The organism is Acinetobacter sp. KB005, from assembly GCF_049949095.1.
GTDB lineage: Bacteria > Pseudomonadota > Gammaproteobacteria > Pseudomonadales > Moraxellaceae > Acinetobacter > Acinetobacter calcoaceticus.
The window spans coordinates 3,415,151-3,440,946 of sequence record NZ_CP188191.1 but is presented as its reverse complement, the minus strand read 5'-3'; the positions used below and the strand labels follow the sequence as shown (position 1 = coordinate 3,440,946).

At 38.1% G+C, this 25,796-nt stretch carries 25 protein-coding genes and 1 pseudogene; 16 read left to right on the top strand and 10 right to left on the bottom strand.

The window, feature by feature from the left end; translation table 11 throughout:
- Nucleotides 1–22 precede the first annotated feature (22 nt).
- The 3 genes and pseudogenes from ACPF64_RS16465 to ACPF64_RS16455 form a co-directional block, all read right to left on the bottom strand.
- Nucleotides 23–400 carry a DoxX-like family protein gene (locus ACPF64_RS16465; RefSeq protein WP_426454592.1) on the bottom strand — a complete coding sequence of 126 codons (378 nt, stop codon included), beginning with the start codon at nt 398–400 and terminating at the stop codon, nt 23–25.
- 334 nt (nt 401–734) lie between these two features.
- Complete coding sequence (proP, locus tag ACPF64_RS16460; protein WP_004643398.1) at nt 735–2,222, bottom strand: glycine betaine/L-proline transporter ProP; 1,488 nt, start codon at nt 2,220–2,222, stop codon at nt 735–737.
- A gap of 447 nt (nt 2,223–2,669) precedes the next feature.
- Nucleotides 2,670–2,806: pseudogene (locus ACPF64_RS16455) on the bottom strand (ADP-ribose pyrophosphatase); the annotation flags it as partial.
- Between the two features lie 636 nt (nt 2,807–3,442).
- Here ACPF64_RS16455 and ACPF64_RS16450 point away from each other — a divergent pair.
- The gene (locus ACPF64_RS16450; RefSeq protein ID WP_426454590.1) at nt 3,443–3,997 is read left to right on the top strand and encodes a TetR/AcrR family transcriptional regulator; all 555 of its coding nucleotides are present in this window, start codon (nt 3,443–3,445) and stop codon (nt 3,995–3,997) included.
- 50 nt (nt 3,998–4,047) lie between these two features.
- On the opposite strand, the gene ACPF64_RS16445 is transcribed toward ACPF64_RS16450, so the two are convergent.
- The 4 genes from ACPF64_RS16445 to ACPF64_RS16430 all read right to left on the bottom strand — a co-directional run bounded on the left by ACPF64_RS16445 (nt 4,048) and on the right by ACPF64_RS16430 (nt 8,679).
- On the bottom strand, nt 4,048–5,646 hold the full coding sequence (locus ACPF64_RS16445) for a bifunctional aspartate transaminase/aspartate 4-decarboxylase (RefSeq protein ID WP_045430334.1): 1,599 nt from the start codon (nt 5,644–5,646) through the stop codon (nt 4,048–4,050).
- A 56-nt stretch (nt 5,647–5,702) separates the two neighbouring features.
- Nucleotides 5,703–7,388, bottom strand: a complete 1,686-nt coding sequence (gene aspT / locus ACPF64_RS16440; RefSeq protein WP_426454587.1) for an aspartate-alanine antiporter — start codon at nt 7,386–7,388, stop codon at nt 5,703–5,705.
- Between the two features lie 572 nt (nt 7,389–7,960).
- Nucleotides 7,961–8,371 carry a tautomerase family protein gene (locus ACPF64_RS16435; RefSeq protein WP_426454585.1) on the bottom strand — a complete coding sequence of 137 codons (411 nt, stop codon included), beginning with the start codon at nt 8,369–8,371 and terminating at the stop codon, nt 7,961–7,963.
- Nucleotides 8,362–8,679 (bottom strand): carboxymuconolactone decarboxylase family protein, encoded by a 318-nt coding sequence (locus tag ACPF64_RS16430; protein WP_004643395.1) that lies wholly within the window; start codon nt 8,677–8,679, stop codon nt 8,362–8,364. Before ACPF64_RS16430 ends, ACPF64_RS16435 begins: the two co-directional genes overlap by 10 nt.
- Before the next feature lie 93 nt (nt 8,680–8,772).
- On the opposite strand from ACPF64_RS16430, the gene ACPF64_RS16425 reads away from it, so the two are divergent.
- The 5 genes from ACPF64_RS16425 to ACPF64_RS16405 all read left to right on the top strand — a co-directional run bounded on the left by ACPF64_RS16425 (nt 8,773) and on the right by ACPF64_RS16405 (nt 13,722).
- The gene (locus tag ACPF64_RS16425) at nt 8,773–9,657 is read left to right on the top strand and encodes a LysR substrate-binding domain-containing protein (RefSeq protein ID WP_426454583.1); all 885 of its coding nucleotides are present in this window, start codon (nt 8,773–8,775) and stop codon (nt 9,655–9,657) included.
- A gap of 278 nt (nt 9,658–9,935) precedes the next feature.
- Nucleotides 9,936–10,544, top strand: a complete 609-nt coding sequence (locus ACPF64_RS16420) for a paraquat-inducible protein A (RefSeq protein WP_045430345.1) — start codon at nt 9,936–9,938, stop codon at nt 10,542–10,544.
- Nucleotides 10,541–11,350, top strand: coding sequence for a paraquat-inducible protein A (locus ACPF64_RS16415; RefSeq protein ID WP_426454580.1), 810 nt, complete (start codon nt 10,541–10,543; stop codon nt 11,348–11,350). The genes ACPF64_RS16420 and ACPF64_RS16415 overlap by 4 nt, the downstream gene beginning before the upstream one ends.
- A 7-nt stretch (nt 11,351–11,357) precedes the next feature.
- Entirely contained in the window at nt 11,358–13,025 is a 1,668-nt protein-coding gene (locus ACPF64_RS16410) for an intermembrane transport protein PqiB (protein WP_416658399.1), read from the top strand.
- The gene (locus ACPF64_RS16405; RefSeq protein ID WP_426456165.1) at nt 13,015–13,722 is read left to right on the top strand and encodes a PqiC family protein; all 708 of its coding nucleotides are present in this window, start codon (nt 13,015–13,017) and stop codon (nt 13,720–13,722) included. The genes ACPF64_RS16410 and ACPF64_RS16405 overlap by 11 nt, the downstream gene beginning before the upstream one ends.
- Before the next feature lie 59 nt (nt 13,723–13,781).
- Here the strand turns inward: ACPF64_RS16405 and uraH are convergent, their stop codons facing one another.
- On the bottom strand, nt 13,782–14,183 hold the full coding sequence (uraH, locus tag ACPF64_RS16400) for a hydroxyisourate hydrolase (protein WP_151743222.1): 402 nt from the start codon (nt 14,181–14,183) through the stop codon (nt 13,782–13,784).
- A 10-nt stretch (nt 14,184–14,193) separates the two neighbouring features.
- Entirely contained in the window at nt 14,194–14,661 is a 468-nt protein-coding gene (locus ACPF64_RS16395; protein ID WP_426456164.1) for a GlcG/HbpS family heme-binding protein, read from the bottom strand.
- Nucleotides 14,662–14,786: 125 nt separating this feature from the next.
- On the opposite strand from ACPF64_RS16395, the gene ACPF64_RS16390 reads away from it, so the two are divergent.
- The 10 genes from ACPF64_RS16390 (at nt 14,787) to ACPF64_RS16345 (ending at nt 25,104) form a co-directional block, all read left to right on the top strand.
- On the top strand, nt 14,787–15,458 hold the full coding sequence (locus ACPF64_RS16390; RefSeq protein ID WP_045125699.1) for a heavy metal response regulator transcription factor: 672 nt from the start codon (nt 14,787–14,789) through the stop codon (nt 15,456–15,458).
- Nucleotides 15,455–16,858 carry a heavy metal sensor histidine kinase gene (locus ACPF64_RS16385; protein ID WP_426454577.1) on the top strand — a complete coding sequence of 468 codons (1,404 nt, stop codon included), beginning with the start codon at nt 15,455–15,457 and terminating at the stop codon, nt 16,856–16,858. The genes ACPF64_RS16390 and ACPF64_RS16385 overlap by 4 nt, the downstream gene beginning before the upstream one ends.
- Nucleotides 16,859–16,954: 96 nt before the next feature.
- On the top strand, nt 16,955–17,518 hold the full coding sequence (locus ACPF64_RS16380; protein WP_004643384.1) for a lipocalin family protein: 564 nt from the start codon (nt 16,955–16,957) through the stop codon (nt 17,516–17,518).
- Nucleotides 17,519–17,638: 120 nt separating this feature from the next.
- The gene (locus ACPF64_RS16375; RefSeq protein ID WP_426454574.1) at nt 17,639–18,610 is read left to right on the top strand and encodes an acyl-CoA desaturase; all 972 of its coding nucleotides are present in this window, start codon (nt 17,639–17,641) and stop codon (nt 18,608–18,610) included.
- A complete protein-coding gene (locus ACPF64_RS16370; RefSeq protein WP_426454572.1) occupies nt 18,607–19,869 on the top strand; it encodes an NAD(P)/FAD-dependent oxidoreductase in 1,263 nt (420 codons plus the stop codon). The genes ACPF64_RS16375 and ACPF64_RS16370 overlap by 4 nt, the downstream gene beginning before the upstream one ends.
- Before the next feature lie 22 nt (nt 19,870–19,891).
- On the top strand, nt 19,892–20,683 hold the full coding sequence (locus tag ACPF64_RS16365; RefSeq protein WP_426454570.1) for a DUF1365 domain-containing protein: 792 nt from the start codon (nt 19,892–19,894) through the stop codon (nt 20,681–20,683).
- Nucleotides 20,680–21,879: a class I SAM-dependent methyltransferase gene (locus ACPF64_RS16360; protein WP_426454568.1), complete on the top strand. Its 1,200-nt coding sequence runs from the start codon at nt 20,680–20,682 to the stop codon at nt 21,877–21,879. Before ACPF64_RS16365 ends, ACPF64_RS16360 begins: the two co-directional genes overlap by 4 nt.
- Before the next feature lie 29 nt (nt 21,880–21,908).
- The gene (locus ACPF64_RS16355; RefSeq protein WP_426454566.1) at nt 21,909–22,688 is read left to right on the top strand and encodes a DUF1295 domain-containing protein; all 780 of its coding nucleotides are present in this window, start codon (nt 21,909–21,911) and stop codon (nt 22,686–22,688) included.
- A gap of 8 nt (nt 22,689–22,696) precedes the next feature.
- On the top strand, nt 22,697–23,746 hold the full coding sequence (locus tag ACPF64_RS16350) for an SAM-dependent methyltransferase (RefSeq protein WP_426454564.1): 1,050 nt from the start codon (nt 22,697–22,699) through the stop codon (nt 23,744–23,746).
- Between the two features lie 29 nt (nt 23,747–23,775).
- The gene (locus tag ACPF64_RS16345; RefSeq protein ID WP_426454562.1) at nt 23,776–25,104 is read left to right on the top strand and encodes a sensor histidine kinase; all 1,329 of its coding nucleotides are present in this window, start codon (nt 23,776–23,778) and stop codon (nt 25,102–25,104) included.
- Here the strand turns inward: ACPF64_RS16345 and ACPF64_RS16340 are convergent.
- Nucleotides 25,101–25,796 (bottom strand): response regulator transcription factor, encoded by a 696-nt coding sequence (locus ACPF64_RS16340; protein ID WP_426454560.1) that lies wholly within the window; start codon nt 25,794–25,796, stop codon nt 25,101–25,103. The two genes, ACPF64_RS16345 and ACPF64_RS16340, sit on opposite strands and share 4 nt — an antisense overlap.

Here is a 25,796-nt window from a genome sequence, read left to right as displayed (position 1 = left end):
TAGTTAAATGAATGGCTATAAGTTAATTTTGCTCACTTAATAAGATGAGATAGACAATAGATAAACTTATCATTGAAAGATTCATTACGATAGGGTTGTAGGGCAAGATCAGGGTAGAGGGTATTAAGAAACCAATTAAAAGAAGCAGCCCAAGCAAACCCAAAATACTTAAATAATGAATATATTTATGTGCAGTAAAGAGAAAACATAAACCAAAAATTATTTCAGCTATTCCACTTGCATGGCCTGCAAGTTTTGCATGTTCAAGTGAGAGTCCTAGCCATTGCCATACAAAAATTTCATCAGAATTAAGAAATAGAAATTTCGGAACGAGACCTTGATAAAACCATAAAAAGGCCAGCACAAGGTTTATAAATTTGAAGATATTAATATTTTTCATGGAGGTACTCTAAAACTTTAAAATGTATATAATTCATATTCGTTATGGTAGGGCAGAAGAGGGACGCCTTGTGCGTGCTGGAGTCTAACCAGTCTGTCAACCCTCTTTTGCTCTACTATCATTTATTTAAAACCATCAAAATCAGCAATATGCTGCCCTGTAATAAATAAAAAATACAGTTAAATATGCATCTTAAAATAAATTTTTTTAAATGTTTAGCAGAACTATAATTCAGCTTAATTAATGATTAGTTAAAGTATCTAATTAAATGAAAAACAAATTAAAAAAATAGCGACACTAAAGTCGCTACTTTTATGAAAGAACTTTGCTTCAATCAGGCTATATCAGGGTGTTTATCTGCAAGCTTTTGACGTTTTTGCTGAAGCTCTTCAATTCTCTGATCAATATTTTCAATTTTTTGCTCAATAGTTTCATGAAATTCTTCAAGTAACTCCTGCGCTTCCTCTATGTTATGGGCAATAGGCACGCCACCAATTAAAGGCTTATTGGCTGTTTCCTTCAAATATATTGCAGTAGCAATACCCACCACACCACAAATCATCAAGTAATAGGCCGGAACCATCAGATTATGGGTAGTTTCAACCAGAGTTGCGGTAATAGTTGGGGTTAAACCAGCAATAACGACTGAGAAATTAAAGGCAATGCCTAAAGCGCTATAACGGATTTCAGTTGGAAATAGGGCGGGTAAAGTTGATGCCATCACTCCGATAGACATATTGAGGGATAAAGCAAGAATCAGTAAGCCTATAAAAATTTGATAACTTACCCCAGAGTTAAGTAATACAAAAGCAGGATATGCCAAGAAAACAAGGGAAAAGCTTCCAATAAAAATAAATGGGCGGCGACCAAACTTATCACTCAAATAACCAATCACGGGTTGTACAAATAACATCCCAACCATAACGGCAATGATAATAAGTGCACCATGTGCTTCTGAATAGCCTAAGTTATGCGAAAAATAGCTTGGTAAATAAGTTAGCAACATGTAGTAAGTGACGTTAGTGCTGATTACTAGACCAATGCACACCAATAAACTACGCTTATGTTTAACAAAAATTTCTTTGAAACTAAATTTTTGAGGTTTGCTTTTTAGTGCTTGTTGCTCTGCATGCTGTTGATACACAGGGGTTTCTTCAAGGCGGTTTCGTAAATATAAACCGATTATGCCCAGTGGTAGAGCAAGAAAGAAGGGAATACGCCAACCCCACTCGGCAAAGCTTGCTTCCCCCACGGCGTGTGTGATCAAAGCGACGGTTGCAGCACCAAGTACAAAGCCCGCTATCGATCCAAAATCAAGCCAGCTTCCCATAAAACCACGTTTTCGGTCTGGAGAATATTCAGCGACAAAAATCGCAGCACCTGAATATTCGCCCCCAATAGAGAAGCCTTGTACAATTTTTACAATGAGTAAAAGAATAGGTGCCCATAAACCGATTGTTTCATAAGATGGAATAAGGCCAATACCAAAGGTACTGATGGACATAATAATGATAGTAATGGCAAGAACTTTTTGACGCCCGTATTTATCACCTAAATGTCCAAAGTAAACACCACCTAATGGGCGAAAAATAAAAGGAACTGAAAATGTAGCAAGTGCGGCAATCATTTGCACGCTTGGTGAAGCATTTGGGAAAAATACTTTACCGAGAACGTATGCCACATAACCATAAACACCGAAATCAAACCACTCAATTGCATTACCTAATGCAGCCGCAGTAATCGCTTTTTTGGTTTTTTCGTTCTCGATGATATTGATATCATCAATCTCAATAGGTTTTACTTGTTTTTCAGATGTGCGCATATTTAGCCTAAGAATTGAATCTCAGTATTTAAAGTGAACATATACGGTTTTAAATACTGAATTAAAAAATTGCAGAATAAAGAGGCAGAATAACGATGAGTTATTCAAGAAAAGGAAATTAAGAGGTGTCCTCTTAATGATCAATAAGATAGCAAAATATTTTTAATTGTTTGTTTATGTTAAGGTTTTAAATTGTGAAGAAATTGTATGGATAAAGTTACATAACTTTACTTAGTGGTAAAACTGAATTATAGGGAAAATTTTTTATAGAAAAATTGATAAAAGACATGATATTAGCGTAAAAGTTAAGCGCTATTTTTTGAATTTAAGAGAGCAAATTTTTTACTTTTCATATACAAAATCTCAACTTGCCTTTAATTTTCACCATAATTTCAATGTTGGGGCAACACTCCAAATATAATGAAGTGGATTTATATTAGGTTTTGATTAATCGAACTTCTTTGCTTCTGGGATTAACTCTAAATAATCAAGAAATTGTTGTATCTGTTCTTCAGTTTTCCGCGCTGTAGAAATAGGAATAATTCATCTTTACCAAGGTAACCGACCTAGGGTGTTTCAATACTTATGTAACGATTGATAAGTATTTTATAAACCTAATTTAACAATAAGTTATTCATTATTTATCCTTACTTTTTAATGATCTATTTTAAAACAAATGTCATTTTGCATGCTTGACTGTAATAGGGTAGAGCACTATCCTTTGCCTGCTGGCCTACATTGCTAGCCGGTTTTAGCAGACCGAGAGCGTATAGCACATCAAAAAAGCAATTTTTTGGTGGCGAACTCGTTCGTCCCCCTTCGTAGCGGTAGGACGGAAGGGGGACGCCTTGTGCGTGCTGGTTCTATATGCCCAGTCTGCTAACCCCCTTTCGTTCTGCCACCATCATTTAGCAGTGATTGGCAGAAATTTTATGCATATAGGAGTTCGCTCATGCGTACTATTTCTTCTTATTTTTTGGCCTTTGCCAAGCTCTCTCTATCCATACCGCTTAAATGGTCTTTAAAACGGTTTAAACATTTATAGGTTTAACCTTTAGATCGTTACGACTAAAAAATCATATCAACAATAAAGTTTGAGATAGGTTAGCGCATCCTTTTTGTGCAGCTTTCGCATGCCTGTTTTTAGCACTCATTTTAAGAGTGAAGGCCTTTCTATCTCTTTTATATACAACAAAAAATTATCTTTGAGCAGAATATTTATGCCAAATTTAGAAAATTCATTTAGAGCATTAAGAGTGCTCCACGCGGCAAGAGATCTATTTAATCAACATGGTTTTCATAATGTAGGTGTCGACCGAATTATTGCTGAAGCCAGAATTTCCAAATCCACTTTTTATAATGATTTTCACTCCAAAGAAAAGCTCATCGAGATGTGCCTAACTTTTCAAAAAGATGCATTAAAAGACGAGGTGTTTTCAATTATCCATTCATATCGTGAACTCATGTTGTTCGATAAGCTCAAGAAAATTTTCTATTTACATGCAGATTTAGAGGGCTTTTACCATTTGCCATTTAAAGCCATTTTTGAAATTGAAAAGCTTTATCCAACCGCCTATAAGGTCGTAATTGACTATCGAAATTGGCTAATTCAAGAAATTTATAAACTACTTCTAACGCTAAAAGTTACGGCTTCAATTGAAGATGCTCATCTGTTTTTATTTGTGATTGATGGCGCTATGGTTCAGCTTTTAGGGGAAAATCAGGTAGATGACCGAGATAGATTACTAAATTATTTTTTGACTATGGTGCCTTAGGTCTAGCTTATATAAAGTGAGGCTACTAGAGCCTCACTTTATATAGGTGCTTATTTTCCTTTTTTGGTTTTTAAATACTCTGCATAAGCTTCATCCGCAAAGCGTCTTAAAGAGTCACCAATAGCAGCATATTGATATTCATTTAGGTTAGCTAATGATGCACGGGCAGAAGGGTGCTGGACACCGAAGCCAGAACCCGGTAATAAAACCACACCTGTTTCATCAGCAACTCTAAATAAAAGTTCGGTCGGATTTTTATTTTTCATTACCCAGTCCGCAAACTCATCTCCATAGAGAGTACGTGAGGTGTTTTCAAGGTTGACTAGAGTGTAGTAGTCCACGGCATTTGGATCGGTTGGAACATCGACGCCAAGTTGTCGATAAAGTGCTGCATCACGTTCACGTACAACAGACTTGACCGCTTTTTTATAGCTTTGGCGTGAGTCCATCAGATTAAACAATGCAAATAAAACCATTTGAACTTGCTGTGGTGTAGACAGACCAGCAGTATGGTTTAAAGCAACATTACGGCTATCTGCAACTAAACGATCAATAAATTTAATGCTTGCAGGGTCAGTCGTTAAAGATGAATAGCGCTCTTCAAGTTCTTTCTTCTCTTTTTTCGATAAGTTCGCAATTTGTTTATCAAGCACATTGTTATTTGAAAGTGCAATGACACCAAGTCGCCAACCGGTAGCACCGAAGTATTTAGAGAATGAGTAAACCAAAATTGTGTTATCTGGACAGATTGCGAAAAGCGATTTGAAGTTGTCGGCAAAAGTACCGTAAACGTCATCTGTTAAAATAATCAGATCAGGACGTTTTTTAACGATATCTTCCAAAATCGCAAGCCCTTCATCACTCATTTTTACAGATGGCGGATTACTTGGATTCACTAAAAAGAATGCTTTAATCGATGGATCTTCTAACTTTCTGAGTTCCGATTCTGGATATTGCCAACCGAGTTTAGGGTCGGCCTCAATGAGTACTTCTTCAAGTTGATAATCATTGAGTTTTGGAATTTCCAGATATGGCGTAAAAATTGGGCTACCAATTGCAATACGGTCACCGTTTTTAATAATTTTATTTTCTTTTAATGAGTTAAAGATATAGGCCATTGCTGCTGTTCCACCTTCAACCGCAAACAAGTCTAAATCTTTTTTCTGCATGCCTTGTACGCCCATTTCTCGTAAGACGTACTCTTTAATAATCGTTTCACTCACTCTGAGCATACGGTCTGGTACAGGATAATTACACCCTAAAATGCCTTCAACCATTTCAAGCAGAAAAAGATCTGGGTCTAAACCTAACTGATCTCGCACATAAGACACGGCTTTGCCTAAAAAGACGACGCCGGGTTTGTCACGGTTTTCCAAAATAAAATTATCAAATCGTGACTGGAGTCCAACGGGGCGAGGGAAGCCACCTAGACCTTCTGGCATGTAAGAAAATGAAAACTCAGATTCGGTCGCCGAAAACAAACCCAATTGAAAGAATGCTCTACGAGGAACGGTTGCGAGAAAGTTTGGATTACCTCGCCCAGCATTTAACATCATTCTGTCAGTTCTGCTTTGAGCTAACTCTATTAAATTATCTTTTAGTTCAAATGGGCTGAGTTTTGCATATTTAGAATAATCGACTTTCCCCATGGGACGTCTCCTTAATTATAGTGAGATGAATAAAATTTCTAATTCAATGTATAAAATCAGGCCAAGCCTATGATGAGTGGTCCGAGTAAGGTCAAGAACACATTTGCCAAGGCATAGGTGATTGCAAAAGGAACAGTCGGAATTGAGTTTCCTGCTTTATCTAAGATTGCCCCAAATGCAGGGTTTGCACTGCGTGAACCCGATAGCGCCCCTGCCATCACTGCAACGTTGTTATAACGCAGAACATAACGTGCAAAGAGCATAGAAAGTAGGAGAGGAACCAGTGTTACGACAACTCCAATCATAAAGAGTGAAAGGCCACTTTCTTTAATGGTTTGAATGGCTTGTAAACCTGATTGTAAGCCGACGGCAGCAACGAATCCTGCCAGACCTAAATCTTTAAGAAGCTGTGAAGCGGCTAGAGGCATATTGCCATGTACCTGATTTCTGCTTCGTATCCAGCCAAATAGAAGACCTGATAGTAAAGCTCCGCCACCTGCTCCGAGTGTTAATGGCACATCACCTAAACGAATTACGAAAAGACCAATCACTAAACCGACCACAAGGCCTGCACCATGAAAAATCCAGTCCGTTTTTAAGCTTTCAGGTAAGGCTTTACCAGCCTCTTTCACTAAACGTTCGAGATCGCTTTTTGTACCGTATACAGTGACCACATCACCTTGTCGTAAAAGAGTATCATCGCTTAACGGTTGTGATTCATCGTTATGTTTAATCGCAAGTACATAAATACCGTGCTTCAAATAAGCAGGCGTATTGGCTTTAATGTCTCCTAAAGTACGGTTAAGATATTTGGAATTTCTTAGGATGACATCGCTGGTATCCATAATCATTTCCATACCTTGCGATGACTGTAATTCGCTCCCGATTTGCTCGGCAACTGAAACTACATTGGCACGGCGCCCAACCAGTAATACGACATCATCAGTTTGTAAGGTTAGTTCGGGTGCAACATCAATAAACTGATCTTTACGTTTTAACCGTTCAATCGTAATACTCGGCTGTTTTGCTTCAATTTCCGCAATCGTGTGTCCATCGGCTTGTTTGACTTTATAAATACGGCCAACAATTTCCGGCATCGCAAGTTCTTGACCGGGTGCGAGTTCAAAAGCACCTTTGAGTCGTTCACTTTGAGCTTTTAAAGCATCGTCGTGGATTTCTTTACCCATAAATTTAGGCAAGATATTCACACAAACAATGATCGCTCCCAATGAACCAAAAATGTAGGTCACTGCATAGCCAATCGCGACATTTGCCTGAAGCCTCTGAATTTCAGCCAGTGGTAGATCGAGCCTAGAAATTGCATCTCCAGCAGTACCAATAATGGCAGATTGAGTCATGCCGCCAGCAGCGAGACCCGCAGCCAAGCCTTTATCGAGGTGAAAAATTTTAGCCATCACTAAGACGGTCACTAAACCACAAACCGCCATGAACACTGCTAAAAGAATTTCTTTTATGGACTGTGGCCCCAGCGATTTAAAAAACTGAGGACCACTTTCAAAGCCTACCGCGTAAATGAAGAGGGCAAATAAAATTGCTTTAACGCCGTTATCAACAGGTACGCCAATAAGACTTAAAATAACTGCGACGAGTAAGGAGCCTGCGACTCCGCCAAACTGAAATTTTCCAAATTGAAACTGTCCAATCCAGAAGCCTATTGCGAGTGATAAGAACAATAATATTTCGGGGCTGTGCTTTAAGACACTTTGTAACCATTCAATCATTTTGATCTCACTTTTATTATTAAATCTATCTTTAATATATAAATTTATTTATTTTTCATTTTTAAAATACTATATGAAAATTACTTAAGCAAACCTTCAAGACTGGTGCTTTTCTTGAATTTAATTATAAAAATAATGTGCTTAAATTGCTTGTGATCCCATGTGTATCAGTAATTCTGAGTGATTAAATCAACTTTTGTTTTTTAATATAAAGTAAAATTTTATTACAATAATATAAAGAATGTCTGGTAATCAATAATGTTAATGATTTATTAATCTATTGATATTAATCAATTTATTATTTTATTCTGAATATAATTTTTATAATTGAGCTAAACTGGAAATTAATTTACTTAAAATAATTTTTTTGTTAATTGGGTCTCATAATTATGGCGGTGTTCTAATTGTTAATTATTTCTTTATAATGTTTTTTATTTTAAATAAAATGTGAAAAAGAGGTTTTTGTCTTTGTGAATATTGAAGTTAATTAAACATTCTCTTTGTCATTAAAATTTTACATATAATGTGATAACCCTAAAAAATAAATAGTTAGGGTTATTTTTATTTTGAAATTACGCTGTTGAAGCTATTGTTTTCAAATAAAGATCGGCGCGCTGTGCATGCCCAAAACACCAATCTTCTGCACTATTTTGCACAATCACAAACATGACATCTTGTTCTGGGACATCAAAATTCTGTTTAAGCTGTGCTGTAACATGCAGCATTAAATCTGTTTTTTGTTGCGCCGATCGGGGCTTGCCTGAGGTGATATAAAGCAAGATGAACTTTTCAGTACGTGCGGTTTTAACCCAATAATGAGAGTCAACAAAAACCTGTCCTTGCGGTATTTGTTCAAAAATATGAAAACAATCATTTTTAGGCGTATCGAAATAGTTTTCCATACAAGTTTGCACAACTTTAGATATTTGCGCTTTTTCTAAATCGGTATATGGATAGCTGGTTGTAAAACGAATCATGGGCATGACCATATCTCCTCTGGCATATGTTCAAGTGCTGAAATAGCGGTGGGTAGTCCTGCATAGAAAGCAAGATGGGTAGTAACCTCAATAATTTGTTCCTTAGAGATCCCTTGGCTTAGGGCATTTTTGATATGCCATTCGAGCTGTGAATAGCGCCCCTGCAAAATGAGCGCCGAGATTGTAATGAAACAGCGTGTTTGAGTATCAAGGATTGGTCTTTGCCAGATATCTGCAAACAAATAATCTTTGCCGAGCTCATAAAGTTTGGGAGCGACAGTTTCTAAATTGTTGATATCAATTTTTCTAAACATCTTAAAACTCTGCGTTGGGGGATGTTGTAGTGACTATGGCAGTTTGTTATATTTTAAAAAATCAAAACTTTTTGAACCTATGGTTCAGTTTTTATGAATGATTATGCGAAAGTACCTACTAACCTTGATTTAGATGCCTTACGGGCATTTGTAAAAGGTATAGAGCTAGGCAGTTTTTATTTGGCTGCTCAAAACTTATGTCGTTCTCCAGCTGCAATTAGTGCTCAATTAAAAAAATTAGAGCATCAGACTGGGTGCCAATTATTAAGAAAAAACGGAAGATTGTTAGAGTTAACGCCGAGCGGTGAATTATTATTTAGCCATGCAAAAAGTGTGTTGGCAATGAATGATAGGGTACTTTTACAACTTCATCAGACTCAAGCGACAGGGGTTATTCGCTTTGGATTACAAGAAGATTTTGCTGAAGGCACGCTCCAACAATTAATAGCTCAGTTTATGTTGCAATATCCTAAAGTTCAGTTTCAAATTCAGGTCGATCGAAATCTTAATTTATTAGAAAAAGTACAAAAACAAGAGCTGGATTTAGCGCTTATCTGGCAACAAGATGAAGCCCGTGAAAATTTTTATGAATTGCAGAATGTAGATACAGAGTGGTTATTTTGCTCTCATCCACACATCCAGCAGATTCTTGAAACTGGAACTTCGATTCCATTGGTTGTATTACAGCAGCCTTGTATTTTAAGACAAATGGCAATTCAGGCGTTTGAAGAGAAGGGCTTGGAGTGGCACATTGCCTATGAGTGCAATTCTGTTCAAGCTTTGTGGCCTGCGGTACGTGCAGGCATTGGAATCAGTTTAAGATCATTGTTTCAAATACCTTCAGATATCAAGATCTTAAAAAGTACTGAATTACCTCTACTTAAATCTTTATCGTTTGGGCTATATTCTAGTTCAAAATTAGAATCTGGTTATATTGTTCAGCAATTTCAAAAATATATTGAACAGCATCTTCAATAATTTATCTGTCTAAAAAGTTGAATTTAATTAGATAGTCTTTGGTTTAATTTGTATTTTCATTTAACTTGGTAGCAAAGAGATTCTCTATAAATTATTTTGGGTAGCAGTAAAATAATCAAAATTTTCATTTTTCTTCTATCTTTCTTAACTTGAATGTTGATATACCAATGCTATAAGTTAAATTTTTGGAATGATATTTGCGTGTTAGGAGTCATTGTTTTTAGGTAAAACAAGCTCGTTGAAGAATGTAATCAAACTATAAATTTCAGAGTATCACTATGAAGCTTAAAGAATTAGCAGGTTGTGAGGAGTGCGATACAGTCTATCGTAGAGCTCCGCTTGCTTATGGAAAAAGAGCTTATTGTGTTTGCTGTGGTGCAGAACTTTATCGGCACACCAAACCTTTTTCAACGTTGTTAGCTTTGATTTTAACTGCCTTAATTGTATTTATTCTTGCCAATAGTTTTCCCATCGTAAAAATTGAATTACAAGGAAATACTTCCGAGACTACTTTACTAGGGGCAGTCTGGGTGATGTTTCACTTTGATCGGGCATTCGTTGGTGTACTCATCTTAATTACCACTTTTATTGTGCCGCTTTCCTATCTTTTATTACTTAGCTATGTGCTCGGTACAGTGAGTATATTGAAAAAGAGGCCAACGTTTTTGGTGATGGCCTTACGCACACTTTTCTTTATGAGAGTGTGGGGAATGGTTGAGGTGTTCTTAATCGGAATTTTGGTCACGCTTGTGAAGTTAATGGGAATGGTATTGGTGATTCCCGAAATTGCTTTATGGGCATTTGCGATCTTAAGTGTATTGTTGGTCTATATTACTTCCATAAAGGTAAGTGATATATGGAACGAAATTGATAGGTCACTGCCATGAAAACAATAAAAAATGTGACCTCAGAAAAAACCGTAAATACTGGTGTGAACTTAACTCAATATCCACGAGCTAAAGATCTCTCATTAATTGTGTGTCATTGCTGTGGGGTCGTAAATTCTGCTCAAAATGGAAAAAGACGACGAGATAAAAGCCATCAAGTTTTACGTTGTATTCGGTGTAATAGCGTGCTGCATTCACGTAAACCAGCGAGTTTAAATCGAACCTTTGCCTTAGTAGTAGCTGCAACAATTCTCTATATTCCAGCCAATGTACTTCCCATGACGGTGACTGACTCACTTTTGGGCAGTCAGCAAGATACGATCATGAGTGGGGTCATTTACTTCTGGCAAAGTGGAGACTATCTGGTTTCAGTCGTTATTTTCATGGCCAGTATTTTTATTCCCATGTTGAAACTGCTGATTTTGTATTTTTTATTATTTGCTGTATATCTACAGAAATCGGCAGGTTGGAAATTTTTACCCGAGCAATGCGTTAAATTATATCGAATTGTCGAGTTTATTGGACGCTGGTCAATGATTGATGTCTTTGTGGTGGCACTTTTAACAGCCCTCATTCAGATTCAATCGCTTGCTACGATTTTAGCTGGGCCAGGTTCGATTGCTTTTGGCGCAGTTGTGGTGTTAACCATGTTCGCATCACTTAGTTTTGACCCACGTATTATTTGGGATAATTTTTATGCATCTCAAAATACAAACAAACCGTCTTCTGTTGCTTCTGAAAAAACAACGATTATTCAGGCAGAACATTCGCCTTTGAATAATGATTCTATTAATCCCAGTCAATAAAAGAACAATGAGTATGTCTGAAAATGAAATAACCACTGGTAACTCAGATCATCGCAATGCAGATGTTGAACTGGATAGCATGAATGATTTACCAGAGCCCCAAGAAAAGAAGAGTCGGTGGAAGCCTTTATTAATTTGGCTTATTCCATTGATCGCGCTTTTAATCGCGCTTTCATTAGCTGTAAAAGCGCTATTGTCTCATGGCCCTACAATTGATGTGTCTTTTAGAACGGCTGAAGGGTTAGTCGCTGGTAAAACAACAGTCCGTTATAAACAGGTGGATATTGGTGTAGTACGGCAGATTGATCTTTCAGATGATCGTTCACACGTTATTGCCAGAATTGATTTGCGTAAAGGTGCGAGTAACTTTGCAGCAAAAGATTCACGATTTTGGGTTGTGCGACCACGTATTGGGACGAGTGGAGTTTCAGGAATAGACACCTTATTGTCAGGTTCATATATTGAAGTGGATGGCGGTAAATCAGCAGAAGATAAGTTTGAATTTACTGGATTAGAAGTGCCGCCAGTCATATCTTCAGATGTTCCCGGAAAAGTATTTTTCTTAAATGCAGATGATCTTGGTTCGTTAGATATAGGTTCTCCAATTTATTATCGTCGAATTAATGTAGGGCAAATTACAGCCTATAAATTGTCCGATGACGGTAAAAATGTTGAACTACAAACGTTTATCCGTGCGCCGTATGACAAGTTTGTAACCACCGATGCACGTTTTTGGCAGGCGAGTGGGATTGATGTGACCTTAAATGCTTCGGGCTTTAATTTAGATACTCAATCGCTGGCAAGTATTGTCGCAGGTGGTATTGCTTTTGGAATCCCTGAAAGCTCGCGTGCTACTACAGCGGCGAATCATAGTCGCTTTAATCTTTGGGATTCAAAAGGTGATGCATTAAAAGAGCCTGATGGGCAACCTCGTGGTGTGATTATGTATTTTGATCATTCATTACGCGGGCTTACTGTCGGTGCACCAATTGATTTCATGGGTATTGAAATTGGTAATGTTAAATCAGTAAATGCCGAGTTTTATGACCACTATAAACAGATTCGTATGCGTGTTGAGGCAGTCATCTATCCTTCACGAGTTGAAAATGGTCAGGCACTTAACCCGAACAGTGAAATTTTTAAAGATTTTATTGAACATGGATGGCGTGCTCAAATGCGAACAGGCAACCTTCTTACTGGACAAAACTATATTGCCCTAGATAAGTTCCCTAAAGCCAAACCAGCTACGTTACAGATTCTAGGTGATAACCGTGTGGTGATTCCGACAACGCCAACTGAACTGAGTGGCTTACAAGCACAGGTTTCTCAGATTGCAGACAAGTTAACGAAATTCCCGTTAGTTGAAATTGGCCAAGATGTGCGTAAAACGCTTAACAATATGAACACAGCGATTGAGTCTACCGACAAGCTGGTTAAACAGTTAGACGGTAAAGTTGCACCTGGTTTACAAGCAACTTTAGACGATGTTCGTAAAACTGTAAGATCATCTGAGTCTATTTTGTCGAGCGATGCGCCGTTGCAACAAGACGTACGCAAAGCATTGCAGCAAATGACACGTGCCGCTGCCTCTTTACAGTTAATGTCAGACTATATTGAACAACACCCTGAATCAATTATTCGTGGTAAGACACCAGAGACCGATGATGAAAAATAAAAACCATCTATCTTTTCAACATCCTAAAGCAGCCAAATGGCTGCTTGGGAGTGGCTTGTTTTTAACGGCAGTTGCCATGACAGCATGTTCGAGTTCGCCAACGCCAAACTACTATACGCTTACACCTAAAGTCACTCCGGTCACTAGCTCAACTGTGCAGGTGATTGAGGTGTTGCCAGTCGGGATTCCAGACCGATTAGACCGTGCGCCTTTGGTGCTCCAAGACAGTAGTGGTAAGTCTACGGTGCTAAACAATGAGCGGTGGACATCGACCATGGGTACGCAATTACGCGATACCTTGTCGGCGGGTTTACAACAAAAGCTAGGCGCAATTGACAGTTATAGCAGTGGGCTTGCTGGAAACAATCAGCCTTTATATCGAGTTTCTACAGACTTTTCTCATTTTGATATTGTAGATCACAGCAATATTAATATTGCTGTGTCTTGGGTGGTGAAGCGTCAAATACCGCCTACTCAATTAGAGTCAGCTAATGCAAAAGTAATCACTAATAGAGGAGCTCAGCTCAACTGTAGAATTGCTTTTAAACAGCCGATTGATCAAAAAGCTAAAAAAATGGAAGCCATTGTAAGTGCATCAAGTGAGGCGATGACCCAAATTATTAATACGGTTTCTTCTTCAATTGTGGCGCTAGATTCAAACAAAAAATCGGTGATTAGCAATGGGGTTTGTTCGTAAAACGAATCGCTTTGAATTAACCCCTTTATTTGTGCAAAACAGATAAAGGGGTTTTTATTTTAATTACCTCGATAGGTTGAATAGCCATAAGGGCTAAGTAGTAGAGGAATATGGTAGTGATTTACGCTTCCATCGACTTTAAAAATTACAGGTACTTCGGCAAAAAAAGTTTGTTGTTTATTCTTTTTGAACCAGTCTTCAGTTTTAAAAGTAACCTTATAAACACCTTGCTCTAATTTTTTATTTTCTGGATAGAGCGCAGTGATACGACCATTTGAATCGGTCACTTGCTGGTTGAGTTTAACCCACTGGTTATTGGTATTTTTTTCTAAAACGACTTCAACCTGAGAAGAGGGCAACCCCGTTTCTAGATTTAACACATGCACACTTAGCGGATTAGTTTGTGCAAACGTAGCCGAAGCAACAAATAAAGAAGATAAAGCAATAAATGATTTAGTCATGGTGAACTCCTTATGAATGAAAAATGGTTTCAATGGCTTTGCTTGCACATTGATTGTCATTTTGTGCGCCGCCAGCACCTGCAACACCAATCGCTCCGATCACTTGGTTCTCAAAACGAACAGGTAAACCGCCTCCTAACAACAATAAATTTGCCAGTGTGGTTAAATTTTTTGCATCGGGGTTTTGGTTACTGTTTTGGCTTAAAACCAAGGTCGATGTTTTTGTAGATAGTGCTGTATAGGCCTTTTTTTCAGCAGCAATTAAATTATGTGGACCAACCAACTCATGCCGTTCGGCAGTTAAAGGGTTACCACCACGGTCAACAACAACCACTGCAATGTTTTGATTTAATTTTTTGCATGCCTCTTTAGCACTGTCCGCTAGTAGGTGCGCAGTTTTAAGATCTAACGAATAAACTTGATTCAAAGCAGGGGGCTGTGCAAAAGTACTATTACCGAATAGCACGGCTGCTAACATCAGCCATTTCAATTTGTTCATAATGATTGCCTCTATGTTGCTTTGAAAATCTTAAACAAATTGCTTAATTTCAAGCATGACAATCCCATTACAAAGTTGTCATCTTTCAAATGAGTCTCTACAAAATGCGTATCCTTATTATTGAAGACGAGATCAAAATTGCCACTTATTTGGTCAAAGGATTAAAAGAATCTGGATATCAAGCGGAGTGTGTTCATTTAGGACTTCAAGGTTTGGAAATGCTAAAGAGAGATCAATACGACTTGCTTATTCTTGATGTGATGTTGCCTGACATAGACGGTTGGAGCGTATTACAAGTACTACGCCAGTTTTCAAAAATTCCGGTTATTTTCTTAACGGCAAAAGATCAGGTGATGGATAGAGTCAAAGGTTTAGAGTTGGGTGCAGACGATTACTTGGCTAAACCTTTTTCTTATATTGAATTGTTGGCACGTATTAAAAGCCTGTTAAGAAGACAGCAATATCTGCAAGAAAATGAGCTGTCTATCAGTGATTTAAAAATGGATTTGGTCGGACATAAAGTATGGCGTAATGGCAACTTAATTGAACTGAGCAAAACCGAATTTAATTTATTGCGCTATCTATTGATCAATAAAGAGCAAATCGTGACGCGCAGGCAAATTGGTTCCGAAGTGTGGAATATTAACTTTGACACCGATACCAACTTTATTGATGTCGCTGTACGCCGTTTACGAAGCAAAATTGATGAAGGATATGAATTAAAACTCATTCATACCATCCGTGGCTTGGGCTATAAAATTTCGGTTAGCTTATGAACTTTAAATTTCTGCGTTCTCTTGAAGTCCGTATTACATTACTGGTCACACTTTGTTCTGCCTTAATTTTATGTTCAGTCGGCTTTATGACCTATTTAGGCATTAACCAAATTTTATTAAAGCAACAAGATAAAGCTTTAGCAGACAGAATTAACCGTTTGGAAATTTTACTACAGGATAGCGAAAATGTAGAGCAAATCATTGCGCGGCCAAAGCTGTACCAAAACATGCTCGGCAACCAAGACAATTTGTTTCTGCTTATTCATAAAGACAAAGCTTTAATTAATATTAACCCGCTCCATATTCACTTACCTCAACTTGCACAGCGCAACAGTCTTCAATTTCAAGATTTAGCTAACAACCCATATCCAACGCGAATTGCATGGAAAAGCATAAAAATTAATGACGAGCCTTATCTGCTCATTGCAGGTAAACAGTGGTCGGAACGCATCAATATTCTTTTACCTTTTCAAGAAAGTCTCTTGATGTATGTGGTAGGAGGCGTGTTTGCAATCTTTGTGCTTTGCATTTTAGCGTGTCACCTAGGTTTAAGGTCGCTACAACAGCTTCGCAAGCAAACTCATTCTATTAACGTAAATCAGCTACAGAAACGATTAAACCTCTCAAATTCACCTTTAGAAGTTGAGCTACTTTCAAAAGATATAAATCACATGCTGGAGCGTATTGAAAAGGGTTATACACAGCTCAACCGTTTTTCTGAGGATATTGCTCATGAGTTCCGTACGCCTTTAAATAATCTGATTGGGCAAACCGAGATTGCTTTAACTGGCGAACGCTCAGTTGAGCAATATGAAGATTTGCTGGTGTCTCATTTGGATGATTACCACAGATTAAAACGCATGATTGATAGCATGCTTTTTTTAGCAAGAGCCGATCAGAAAATGGTTCTTGTAAACAAACAAGAAATAAACGTCCAAGATGTTATAGATGGGCTATGCCAGATTTTTGAATATCAGGCCGAGGAACAAGAGTGTTATTTTAGTTTTAACTTAGAAGCTCAAACCTTATTTGCAGATCCTGAGTTATTTCAAAGAGCAGTCTACAATCTCATTTTAAATGCGCTGGTACATGGTGGTGATAAGCGATCTATTTATATTGCCACTAGACATAAGATGATTGAGCATACGCAATGGGTGAGCCTGACTGTTGTAACAGGTGGTATTTCAATTGCTGACCATCAACTTGAGCATCTTTTTGAAAGATTTTACCAATGCCACTCAAGTCGAAGTGATGAGAACCAGACAGGTGGATTAGGGTTATCGATTGTCGCTTCAATTATGGATCTACATCATGGCCTATATCGGGTTTATAACACGCTCGATGGCGTATGTTTTGAGCTTGATTTTCCAATTGCAGATGTTCCAAAGAAATACAATTAAATCCTTATTAATGTTCTTTAATTTTTAAAATTCACACTTTGTTCACAACCCTCTGGCGTATGTTTAAACATATGAAATAAATAGAAGAGGGTCGTTATGAAATTATTATTTAAGTCACTTGTCATCAGCAGCAGTCTTGCAGCGGTTAGCTTAACGCTTCCTTTGAGCACCTTTGCTGACACAAATACGAAACCAGTCGCTGTTGAATCTATTGATATTAATAAATACGCAGGTAAGTGGTATGAGATTGCGCATTTACCTATGTTTTTTCAGCGTAATTGTGTAGCCAATACAACTGCAAACTATTCCATTAACGCGGACAAAACCGTTGGTGTTTTAAATAGTTGTACCAACAAAGATGGCAAAATGATTTCATCTGAAGGTGTGGCCTATTCGCAAAATGAGGGCAACAGTAAATTAAAAGTGAGCTTTTTGCCTTCAGGCCTAAGATGGATTCCTTTTACAAAAGGCGATTATTGGGTTTTAAGAGTTGACCAAGATTATCAGGTCGCTTTAGTGGGTGGCCCAAGTCAGAAATATTTATGGATTCTTTCTCGTAGTCCTCAAATTGATGAAGCGACATATCAGTCTTATCTGCAAACCGCAAAAAGCTATGGCTACGATGTTTCTAAACTTGTTAAGACAACACAGTCTAAATAGTGACGTTGCTGGTTATGTAGATTCTTATATTTATCTCTTAATCGTGTGAACTTCACATAAAATTCATTGCGCATTTTCTAAATTAGAACCAAAAGAAATGCTTTAGATCAGGAAGAATCAATGTCTAAATTTTTTCTGCGCTGGATCGATAGCTGGTCAGATTCAGAAAATGCGCAAGTGGGTACTTCTAGCGAATATGTCATTGAAAAGAAAATTCAATGGTTAAGAATAATTCCTTTTATTTTATTGCATATCGCTTGTTTAGCTGTGTTTTGGGTGGGCGTATCTTGGTTTGCAGTTGTCTTCATGCTGGGGTTTTACTTTCTTCGCATGTTTGCAATTACTGCTTTTTTTCACCGCTATCTTTCACATAAAACTTTTCAAACATCACGTATTGTCCAGTTCATTTTTATACTCATTGGAACCATGAGTGCACAGCGTGGACCGTTATGGTGGGCAGCGCATCACCGTTATCACCATCACTTTACCGACACCGATCAGGACCCGCATTCAGCGAAAGCAGGCTTTTGGTATTCCCATGTAGGCTGGTTTTTGAATGAGCAGAATTTTGCTATTCGAAAAAAAGTGATTAAAGACTGGTTGAAATATCCTGAGCTGATTTGGCTTGACCGATTTAGTTTGCCTATTGTGATTTTTACAGCTTTGGCAATTTATGGTTTTGGTTCGTGGCTTGCGCAACATTTCCCTGAGCTGGGAACTAATGGTTTACAGCTTTTGGTGTGGGGATTTGTGATTTCTACCGTTCTATTAACGCATGCAACCTTATGTATTAATTCACTCGCGCATCGTTATGGTTCACGAGAGTTTAATACCCCAGATGATAGCCGTAATAACTTCCTACTTTCTTTGATTACCCTAGGTGAGGGATGGCACAACAACCATCACTTTTACGCGGGTAGTGTGCGTCAAGGTTTTTATTGGTGGCAGATTGATATCACCTTTTATTTGCTCAAACTGATGTCTTTATTTGGTTTGGTGTGGGGGCTAAAGCCAGTACCAGCGAAGGTCTATCAATATAAAAAGATTAAAGATCTACCGATAGAAAAAATTGAAAATGGGGAAGTGTTATGAAAATTGCCATTGTGGGTTCGGGTATATCGGGACTTTATGCTGCATGGAAATTGTCAAAACAACATCAAGTTACCGTATATGAAAAAAATAACTATTTTGGTGGTCATACTGACACTCATGAGTTGGATATAGAGGGTTCTAAAGTTTCGGTAGATAGTGGTTTTATTGTGTTTAATGACTACAACTATCCCTTATTTACCGACATGCTTAAAAATTTGGGAGTTGAAACTCAAAGCAGCGACATGAGTTTTTCGGTGAATAATCTGGTCAGTGGGCTTCAATATAACCCCTCAAAAAAATGGTCGCTCTTTGCACGTCCACAGAACTTTCTAAACCGTAAATTTCTACAAATGCTCTCAGATCTGCTGCGTTTTTATGATGATAATAAAAATATTGATGTAGCAGATTTTGACCCTAATTTATCTATTGAAGACTATTTAGACCTACACAAATATAGCCATGAGTTCCGTTATGAGCATCTTTATCCGATGTGCGGGGCATTATGGTCGGCTCCGGTTGAGCAGGTAGGTCAGATTCCATATCGATTTGTCGTGAGCTTTTTTCAGCATCACCGCATGCTACAGCTAAAAGAGCGGCCACAATGGCAAACAGTCAAACACGGTTCAGCAAGTTATATACATGCTATTCAACAAAACTGTCCATCCATTGAGTGGAAGTTTGCAGAAGTAAAAGGTGTGAGCCGTTCACAAGAAACCGTGTTTATCGAAACGACTGAAGGGCAAGCCGAATATGACTGGGTGATTTTCGCAAGCCATGCGGACGATAGCCTAAGTTTAATTAAAGATGCTTCATCTCTTGAACGAGAAATACTAAGTCAATTTAGCTATCAAGATAATCACATGGTGGTTCACCGTGACACTTCAATTATGCCTAAAAGCCGTTTGCAATGGGCAAGTTGGCATGTACATGTAACGCCAACATTGCAAGTTCAAAGCAATGAGTCCGACATACATTATGGTTTTACCTACTGGATGAATAATTTGCAGAATTTACCCTGCAATACTCAAGTTTTTTCTACTTTAAATCCGAATATGAAAATTAAAGCCGAAGACATCTTGGTTGAACGCCAATATCGTCATCCTGTGTTTGATACTAAAGCGATTCAAACTCAATCTCGTTGGCAAGAAATTAACGGACAAAACAGAACTTCATTTTGTGGAGCGTATTGGGGCTGGGGTTTCCATGAGGATGGTGCCCGCAGTGCAGCACGTGTTGTAGAGCAAATTTTACACTTTTAAAAATAGGTAAGGAGCTTTTCAAATGTTATTAAATAAACTTGCTATAGCTCCTACACTTATTCGTCACCGACGCTATAGCCCCAAACAGCATCAATTCACATCGACCTTAAATTACTTATGGTTCGATCCAGATCAATTAAATGAGATTGCAAAAGATTGCTCACTTTGGTCAACCAATCATTGGAATGTCTTAGAACTATCCAAAAATGATTTTTTAAATATGTATCACGGGTCTATAAAGGAAAAAGTAGAAAAAGCGATACTGCAAAATAACAACTTACATATTAGACCAGACTGGCAAATCAGAGTATTGGCTTTACCTCGTTGTTTGGGTTTTCGGTTTAACTCTGTGGTCTTTTATTTTGTTTTAAATAAAGCCGGAAAACCGCTATTTATTCTTAGTGAAATCACCAATACCCCTTGGAATGAACGAAAAGTTTACATACACGACTGTATGAATCAACACAGCCATGTAGGTGGTTATGAAAGCTTTGATTTTAACTTTGAAAAATCATTTCACGTCTCGCCGTTTATGCCCATGCAGTTGACTTACCGTTGGCGATTTAGTTTTTCAGACCAGCAAAATGTCATTCACATGCAGCTCTTTGAAGAACAAAAACAAGTGTTTGATGCCACTATGCGGTTTGAACTTGTGCCCATCACATTTCCTTCACAGCAGTATCGATATGCTCTGATGAACAGCCTAGCCCCTTTTAAAATGGTGTTTTCAATATATTTAGAGGCATTTAAGTTGTGGCGAAAAAAAGTTCCATTTTATCGTCATCCTAAAAAGATCAAGGTAGATAAGACATGATAAAAACATTTCTTTATGGTGAAGATGACTCACTACCGTTACTGCTCAAGAGTCTTCTCAAACTACGTCATGGACAGATCACTTTTCAGGGCGCGTGGAGTGGTACGGTTGGTGAGGTTTCAGACTTACATGCTGTGATTGAAGTTCGCAATCCTTTGCTGATGGATCTCATTTTAAAAAATGGTGTTTTAGGAGCAGCTGAAGGCTATATCCGTGGTGATTGGAGCAGCGAACAACTTGTAGAGTTGGTTCAGATATTGGCACGTAATCGAGATGTATTAGACCAGTTTAACCAGAATGTTATTGCACAGGCGAGCCAGTTTTTTCTGAAGGGTTGGTATAAAAATAGAAAAAATTCTATAAGCGGGAGCCGTAAAAATATTGCTGAGCACTATGACTTAAGTAATGACTTTTTTAAATTATTTTTAGACCCGTCGTTAATGTATTCGAGCGCCGTTTTTGAAAGTGAAAACATGTCACTTGAAGATGCATCTGATTTTAAAAAAGAGCTTATCTGTAAAAAGTTAGATTTAAAACCGATGGATCATTTGGTTGAAATTGGAAGTGGGTGGGGTGGTTTTGCAATTTATGCAGCCCAACATTACGGCTGTAGAGTGACCACCATTACCATTTCACAAGCTCAATACGATGAAGCCGTTATTCGTGTAAGTGAAGCTGGGTTGGCACATAGAATTGATGTGCAATTAAAAGACTACCGCTTGCTCGAAGGAAAGTTCGATAAGTTGGTTTCAATTGAAATGGTTGAGGCCGTAGGTGCACAATATTTATCAACATATTTTGATCAGTGTAAAGCGCTGTTAAAACCGAAAGGTTTGGCATTTATTCAAGCCATTACCATTGAAGATTTCCGTTATAAAAAAGCATTAAATACAGTCGATTATATTAAGCGTTATATTTTCCCTGGTAGCTTTATTCCTAGTGTGAGTGTATTGACTCAAACCGCCTCTGAAAGTGGTTTAAGGCTAAAGCATTTAAATGACATCGGTTTAAGTTATGCAAAAACAATTCATCACTGGCGAGCACGGTTTTTAATCGCACGAGAGGAAGTATTGGCTCTGGGGTTCGATGAAAACTTCATTCGCATGTGGGATTTCTATTTATGTTATTGCGAGGGTGGTTTTAAAGAAGGCGTGATAAGCAATGTTCACTTGTTGTTTGAAAGTACCAGTTACTAACTCAAACACATCAAGCAAGGAGACTGCTCATGTTTTGGAATTTACTGATTCTAGATTTAATGATCATGTTGCTGAGCTGGCTACTTGCTACAGCAAATGGTCGAGCTGGAATTGTAGATGCTGCATGGAGTTTCTGTCTGGCAGTAAACATTATTGTGTCTTCTTTACTTATTTCAGTTGCTCCAGTTGAAGTGCGACTTTTTGTCGGTATTTTTAGCGGCTTATGGTTTTTAAGACTATTTTGGCACCTGTTAAGACGTTATCAATCCGAACAAAAAGAAGATGGTCGTTACGCGAACATGCGTCAAGCCATGGGTAAGTTCCAGCACTTTGGCTTTTTATTATTTTTTATTTTTCAAACCCTTTTGGTGCTTTTGTTCTTTTTTCCGATGTGGACGCTACTCAATGTAGAAGCAATTGAATGGAGTAGTGGATATAAAATTACCTTAGTGATTGCTGCTGTCATCATGGTGATTGCCTTTATTGGAGAGCAGCTCGCTGATCAGCAGTTATACCGATTTAAATTAAATCCGGAACATCATGGCAAAACGATGGATCAGGGTTTATGGCGTTATTCACGTCACCCAAATTATTTTTTTGAATGGTTACACTGGTTTGCCTATCCAATCATTGGTTTAGCTGCGGGCCAATATTTATTGTGGATTTATCCGTTACTGATGTGGCTATTTTTATACTACGTCACGGGTATTCCATTTAGTGAAAAACAAGCAATTAAAAGCCGCGGCCAAAATTATCTTGATTATCAACAAAAAACATCAATGTTTATTCCGCGAAAACCCAAAAAATAGGTGCGCATATGGATTTTATTGTTCATCAGTCTTTAAAAATTGTTGAAAGTGGTGTGATTCCAGATCATGCAATTCGGGCAGCAATCCGTGCTTTAAGCAAAAAGCGCTTAATTCAAGAAGGGCGTTATGACCCTGAACAAGGAGCACAGCGCTATATGGATGTGCTTAATATGCTGAAGAAGAGCGAAATCGCCGTTGAAACGGACAAGGCAAATGAGCAGCACTATGAATTGCCGACTGAGTTTTTTCAGGCAGTGCTTGGAAAAAGACTCAAATACAGTGCTTGCTATTTTCCGACTAAAACAACAACTTTAGATCAGGCAGAGGAGCTGGCACTTCAGCTTTATTGTGAACGTGCACAACTCAAAAACGGCCAACATATTTTAGAGCTAGGCTGTGGATGGGGTTCTCTAACATTATGGATGGCAGAAAACTATCCGCGCTCACAGATTACTGCTGTTTCAAACTCTGCAACCCAGAAAAAGCATATTCTTGGACAAGCAAAGTTGAAGGGTTTGAACAATATTGAAGTGCTTACATGTGATGTGAATGTGCTGGAATTAGACCAAGATCAATTTGATCGGGTTGTATCGGTTGAAATGTTTGAACACGTTCGTAACTATCAACGTCTTTTTGAGAAAATTCAGGGATGGTTGAAGGCAGATGGGCTACTTTGGTGTCATATTTTTTGCCATCGCTTTTTACATTATCCTTTTGAAGTAAAATCAGATTATGATTGGATGTCCAAGTATTTCTTTACTGGCGGTTTAATGCCTGCGACGTCAACTTTTTTGCATTTTCAAGAGCATTTAGAGTTGGCTCAACAGTGGCAGTGGTCGGGCGAGCACTATATGAGAACCGCAAATGCTTGGCTTGATAATATGGATAATCAAGAAGTTGAATTGAAGCCTCTGTTTAAAAAAATCTATGGAAAAGATGCCAATATTTGGTGGCAACGCTGGCGTATTTTCTTCATGGCTTGTGCTGAACTATTCGGTTTTGAACAAGGTCAAGAATGGGTCATTGGTCACTTTTTATTTAAAAAGAGAGCATTGTAATTTCTACAGCCTATCCCGGCGATAAAGATATGATAAGAACTCGACATGATGGCAAATCTAGTCATCCATTAGCCAAAATGTTCAATCGATATTATTGGTTGCAGATTGGTCTGATTGCATTATCGATCGTAGTCGGGTTGGCTTGTAGTGCATGGGTCATTAAAGGCTCTTTACTTAAAACCGCTTTAGAGCAGGAAATGGAGCATTACTGGTTACGCATAGAACGTGACCCAAATGCAGATTTACCGGATACGAAAAATTTATATGGATATCGTTGGAATACAGAGGTTGCACCTCAACCATTTCGGGGTATGCGTTTAGAAAGTGGGGTGCACCGAGTATTCGTTGATGGTAAAGAGCGAATGACAGTCTATGGTGAGCATAATGGTCAACATGTTCTGTTGGTATTTGGCGAGAGCAATGTCAATAAGCTGATCTGGCTATTTGGGCTGGCTCCGCTCATGTTTAGTTTGTCTGTGCTATATAGCTTTTTATGGTGGTCAAATCGAAAAGCCAGACGCTATTTTTCCCCAATTACACGCTTGGCAAATGCTTTAGAAAATATCGATTGGGCACATCAAGACACTCAAGCATCTCCTTTTAGAGATATTAATACCAATGGCAACATGGAAGCAGAATATCTCAAGCAAGCCTTGGAAAAATATCATCAAGTTTTAAGTGATTTTATTCGACGCGAAAGAGAATTTACGGGAGATGTGAGCCATGAGCTGCGTACTCCGCTAACCATTTTGAAAGGTAATGTGCAACTTTGTCAGGCGAGATATGGAGATGATAAAGCCTTAGTTCGTCTTCATAATACGATTGAGGATATGCAGTTATTAGTTGATACCTTACTGGCGATTGCACGTAATACAGTAAAAAGCTTACCGTCTGAGAAGAATTTTTTATCTAGAATTGTGAAGGATTTAGTCGAAAGTTTACAAGCAGTGAGTGAGAGTAAGGGAATACATATTCATATTCAACTCGACCTTTCTGAACAGCCGCGCTGGTTATATCCCTCTATGACTAAAATGGTTTTAAGCAATATTTTACGTAATGCATTGAACTATTCTCAAGGCTCACAAATCGACATTATTCAACAAAAAAACAGCCTGATTATTGCGGATAATGGAATTGGAATTTCTCTACCTAATGATGTGAAAGTACAAGAGCTCAGTGACTCCCAACTTTCTTTAAAAGTTAAAGGCCACGGAATTGGTTTGCAATTGGTGCAAAAGCTTTGCAAACAACTAGGATGGCGAGTGGAGTTGTTTGATCGACAGTACTATTTAGCTACTCATCCTGAGTTGGACTTAGAACAGGCAACAGGTTTAATTGTTGTGGTCTATTTGAGCTAACTTGCAGAACTTTCTAAAGCAATTTTTAAACCGACGCCTGCCACTGTATGTAATAGCTTAGGGTCAAAAGGTTTATCAACCATTTTTCTTAAATTATAGATGTGACTACGTAACGCATCACTTTCTGGTTCTTCATCGCCCCATAACTCCATCATCAGTTCTTGTTTGGTCACCACTTTTGGCGACTGACGCATCAAAATTTTTAATAATTTAAATTGAATAGGCGGCAATTCGATATTATTTCCGGCACGAATAACTGTTTGGGTTGCGCTATCAAGAATTAAGTCATGAATCTGAATTTTATGGTGAGTAACTTCGCCAGCTGCTCTTTTAATTAATGCACGAATCCGCATCACTAGTTCGTTAAAATCAAAGGGTTTTACTAAATAATCATCTGTTCCAGCGGTAAAACCTTTAAGTTTGTCATCTAAAGTATCTCTTGCTGTCAGCATAAGGACTGGAATATCAACACCTTGTTGGGTGCGCAGCCAGTTGCATAGGTCATAACCTGAGCCGTCGGGTAAGTTTATATCGAGCAGCAAAAGATGATAATGCTGCGATTTGAGAAAAGTCCGTGCAGCATCTAAATTACGCGCATGATCGATGATATAACCATGCACTTCAAGAAATTCGCAGACGGTTGCTGCAAGTTCAAAATGGTCCTCAACCATGAGGATAAAATGATTACCCAT

What these genes read in the sequence shown, in the direction of transcription:
- ACPF64_RS16465 (WP_426454592.1), bottom strand. Translation starts at nt 400, where the DNA reads ATGAAAAATATTAATATCTTCAAATTTATAAACCTTGTGCTGGCCTTT.
- proP (WP_004643398.1), bottom strand. Translation starts at nt 2,222, where the DNA reads ATGCGCACATCTGAAAAACAAGTAAAACCTATTGAGATTGATGATATC.
- ACPF64_RS16450 (WP_426454590.1), top strand. Translation starts at nt 3,443, where the DNA reads ATGCCAAATTTAGAAAATTCATTTAGAGCATTAAGAGTGCTCCACGCG.
- ACPF64_RS16445 (WP_045430334.1), bottom strand. Translation starts at nt 5,646, where the DNA reads ATGGGGAAAGTCGATTATTCTAAATATGCAAAACTCAGCCCATTTGAA.
- aspT (WP_426454587.1), bottom strand. Translation starts at nt 7,388, where the DNA reads ATGATTGAATGGTTACAAAGTGTCTTAAAGCACAGCCCCGAAATATTA.
- ACPF64_RS16435 (WP_426454585.1), bottom strand. Translation starts at nt 8,371, where the DNA reads ATGCCCATGATTCGTTTTACAACCAGCTATCCATATACCGATTTAGAA.
- ACPF64_RS16430 (WP_004643395.1), bottom strand. Translation starts at nt 8,679, where the DNA reads ATGTTTAGAAAAATTGATATCAACAATTTAGAAACTGTCGCTCCCAAA.
- ACPF64_RS16425 (WP_426454583.1), top strand. Translation starts at nt 8,773, where the DNA reads ATGAATGATTATGCGAAAGTACCTACTAACCTTGATTTAGATGCCTTA.
- ACPF64_RS16420 (WP_045430345.1), top strand. Translation starts at nt 9,936, where the DNA reads ATGAAGCTTAAAGAATTAGCAGGTTGTGAGGAGTGCGATACAGTCTAT.
- ACPF64_RS16415 (WP_426454580.1), top strand. Translation starts at nt 10,541, where the DNA reads ATGAAAACAATAAAAAATGTGACCTCAGAAAAAACCGTAAATACTGGT.
- ACPF64_RS16410 (WP_416658399.1), top strand. Translation starts at nt 11,358, where the DNA reads ATGAGTATGTCTGAAAATGAAATAACCACTGGTAACTCAGATCATCGC.
- ACPF64_RS16405 (WP_426456165.1), top strand. Translation starts at nt 13,015, where the DNA reads ATGAAAAATAAAAACCATCTATCTTTTCAACATCCTAAAGCAGCCAAA.
- uraH (WP_151743222.1), bottom strand. Translation starts at nt 14,183, where the DNA reads ATGACTAAATCATTTATTGCTTTATCTTCTTTATTTGTTGCTTCGGCT.
- ACPF64_RS16395 (WP_426456164.1), bottom strand. Translation starts at nt 14,661, where the DNA reads ATGTTAGCAGCCGTGCTATTCGGTAATAGTACTTTTGCACAGCCCCCT.
- ACPF64_RS16390 (WP_045125699.1), top strand. Translation starts at nt 14,787, where the DNA reads ATGCGTATCCTTATTATTGAAGACGAGATCAAAATTGCCACTTATTTG.
- ACPF64_RS16385 (WP_426454577.1), top strand. Translation starts at nt 15,455, where the DNA reads ATGAACTTTAAATTTCTGCGTTCTCTTGAAGTCCGTATTACATTACTG.
- ACPF64_RS16380 (WP_004643384.1), top strand. Translation starts at nt 16,955, where the DNA reads ATGAAATTATTATTTAAGTCACTTGTCATCAGCAGCAGTCTTGCAGCG.
- ACPF64_RS16375 (WP_426454574.1), top strand. Translation starts at nt 17,639, where the DNA reads ATGTCTAAATTTTTTCTGCGCTGGATCGATAGCTGGTCAGATTCAGAA.
- ACPF64_RS16370 (WP_426454572.1), top strand. Translation starts at nt 18,607, where the DNA reads ATGAAAATTGCCATTGTGGGTTCGGGTATATCGGGACTTTATGCTGCA.
- ACPF64_RS16365 (WP_426454570.1), top strand. Translation starts at nt 19,892, where the DNA reads ATGTTATTAAATAAACTTGCTATAGCTCCTACACTTATTCGTCACCGA.
- ACPF64_RS16360 (WP_426454568.1), top strand. Translation starts at nt 20,680, where the DNA reads ATGATAAAAACATTTCTTTATGGTGAAGATGACTCACTACCGTTACTG.
- ACPF64_RS16355 (WP_426454566.1), top strand. Translation starts at nt 21,909, where the DNA reads ATGTTTTGGAATTTACTGATTCTAGATTTAATGATCATGTTGCTGAGC.
- ACPF64_RS16350 (WP_426454564.1), top strand. Translation starts at nt 22,697, where the DNA reads ATGGATTTTATTGTTCATCAGTCTTTAAAAATTGTTGAAAGTGGTGTG.
- ACPF64_RS16345 (WP_426454562.1), top strand. Translation starts at nt 23,776, where the DNA reads ATGATAAGAACTCGACATGATGGCAAATCTAGTCATCCATTAGCCAAA.
- ACPF64_RS16340 (WP_426454560.1), bottom strand. Translation starts at nt 25,796, where the DNA reads ATGGGTAATCATTTTATCCTCATGGTTGAGGACCATTTTGAACTTGCA.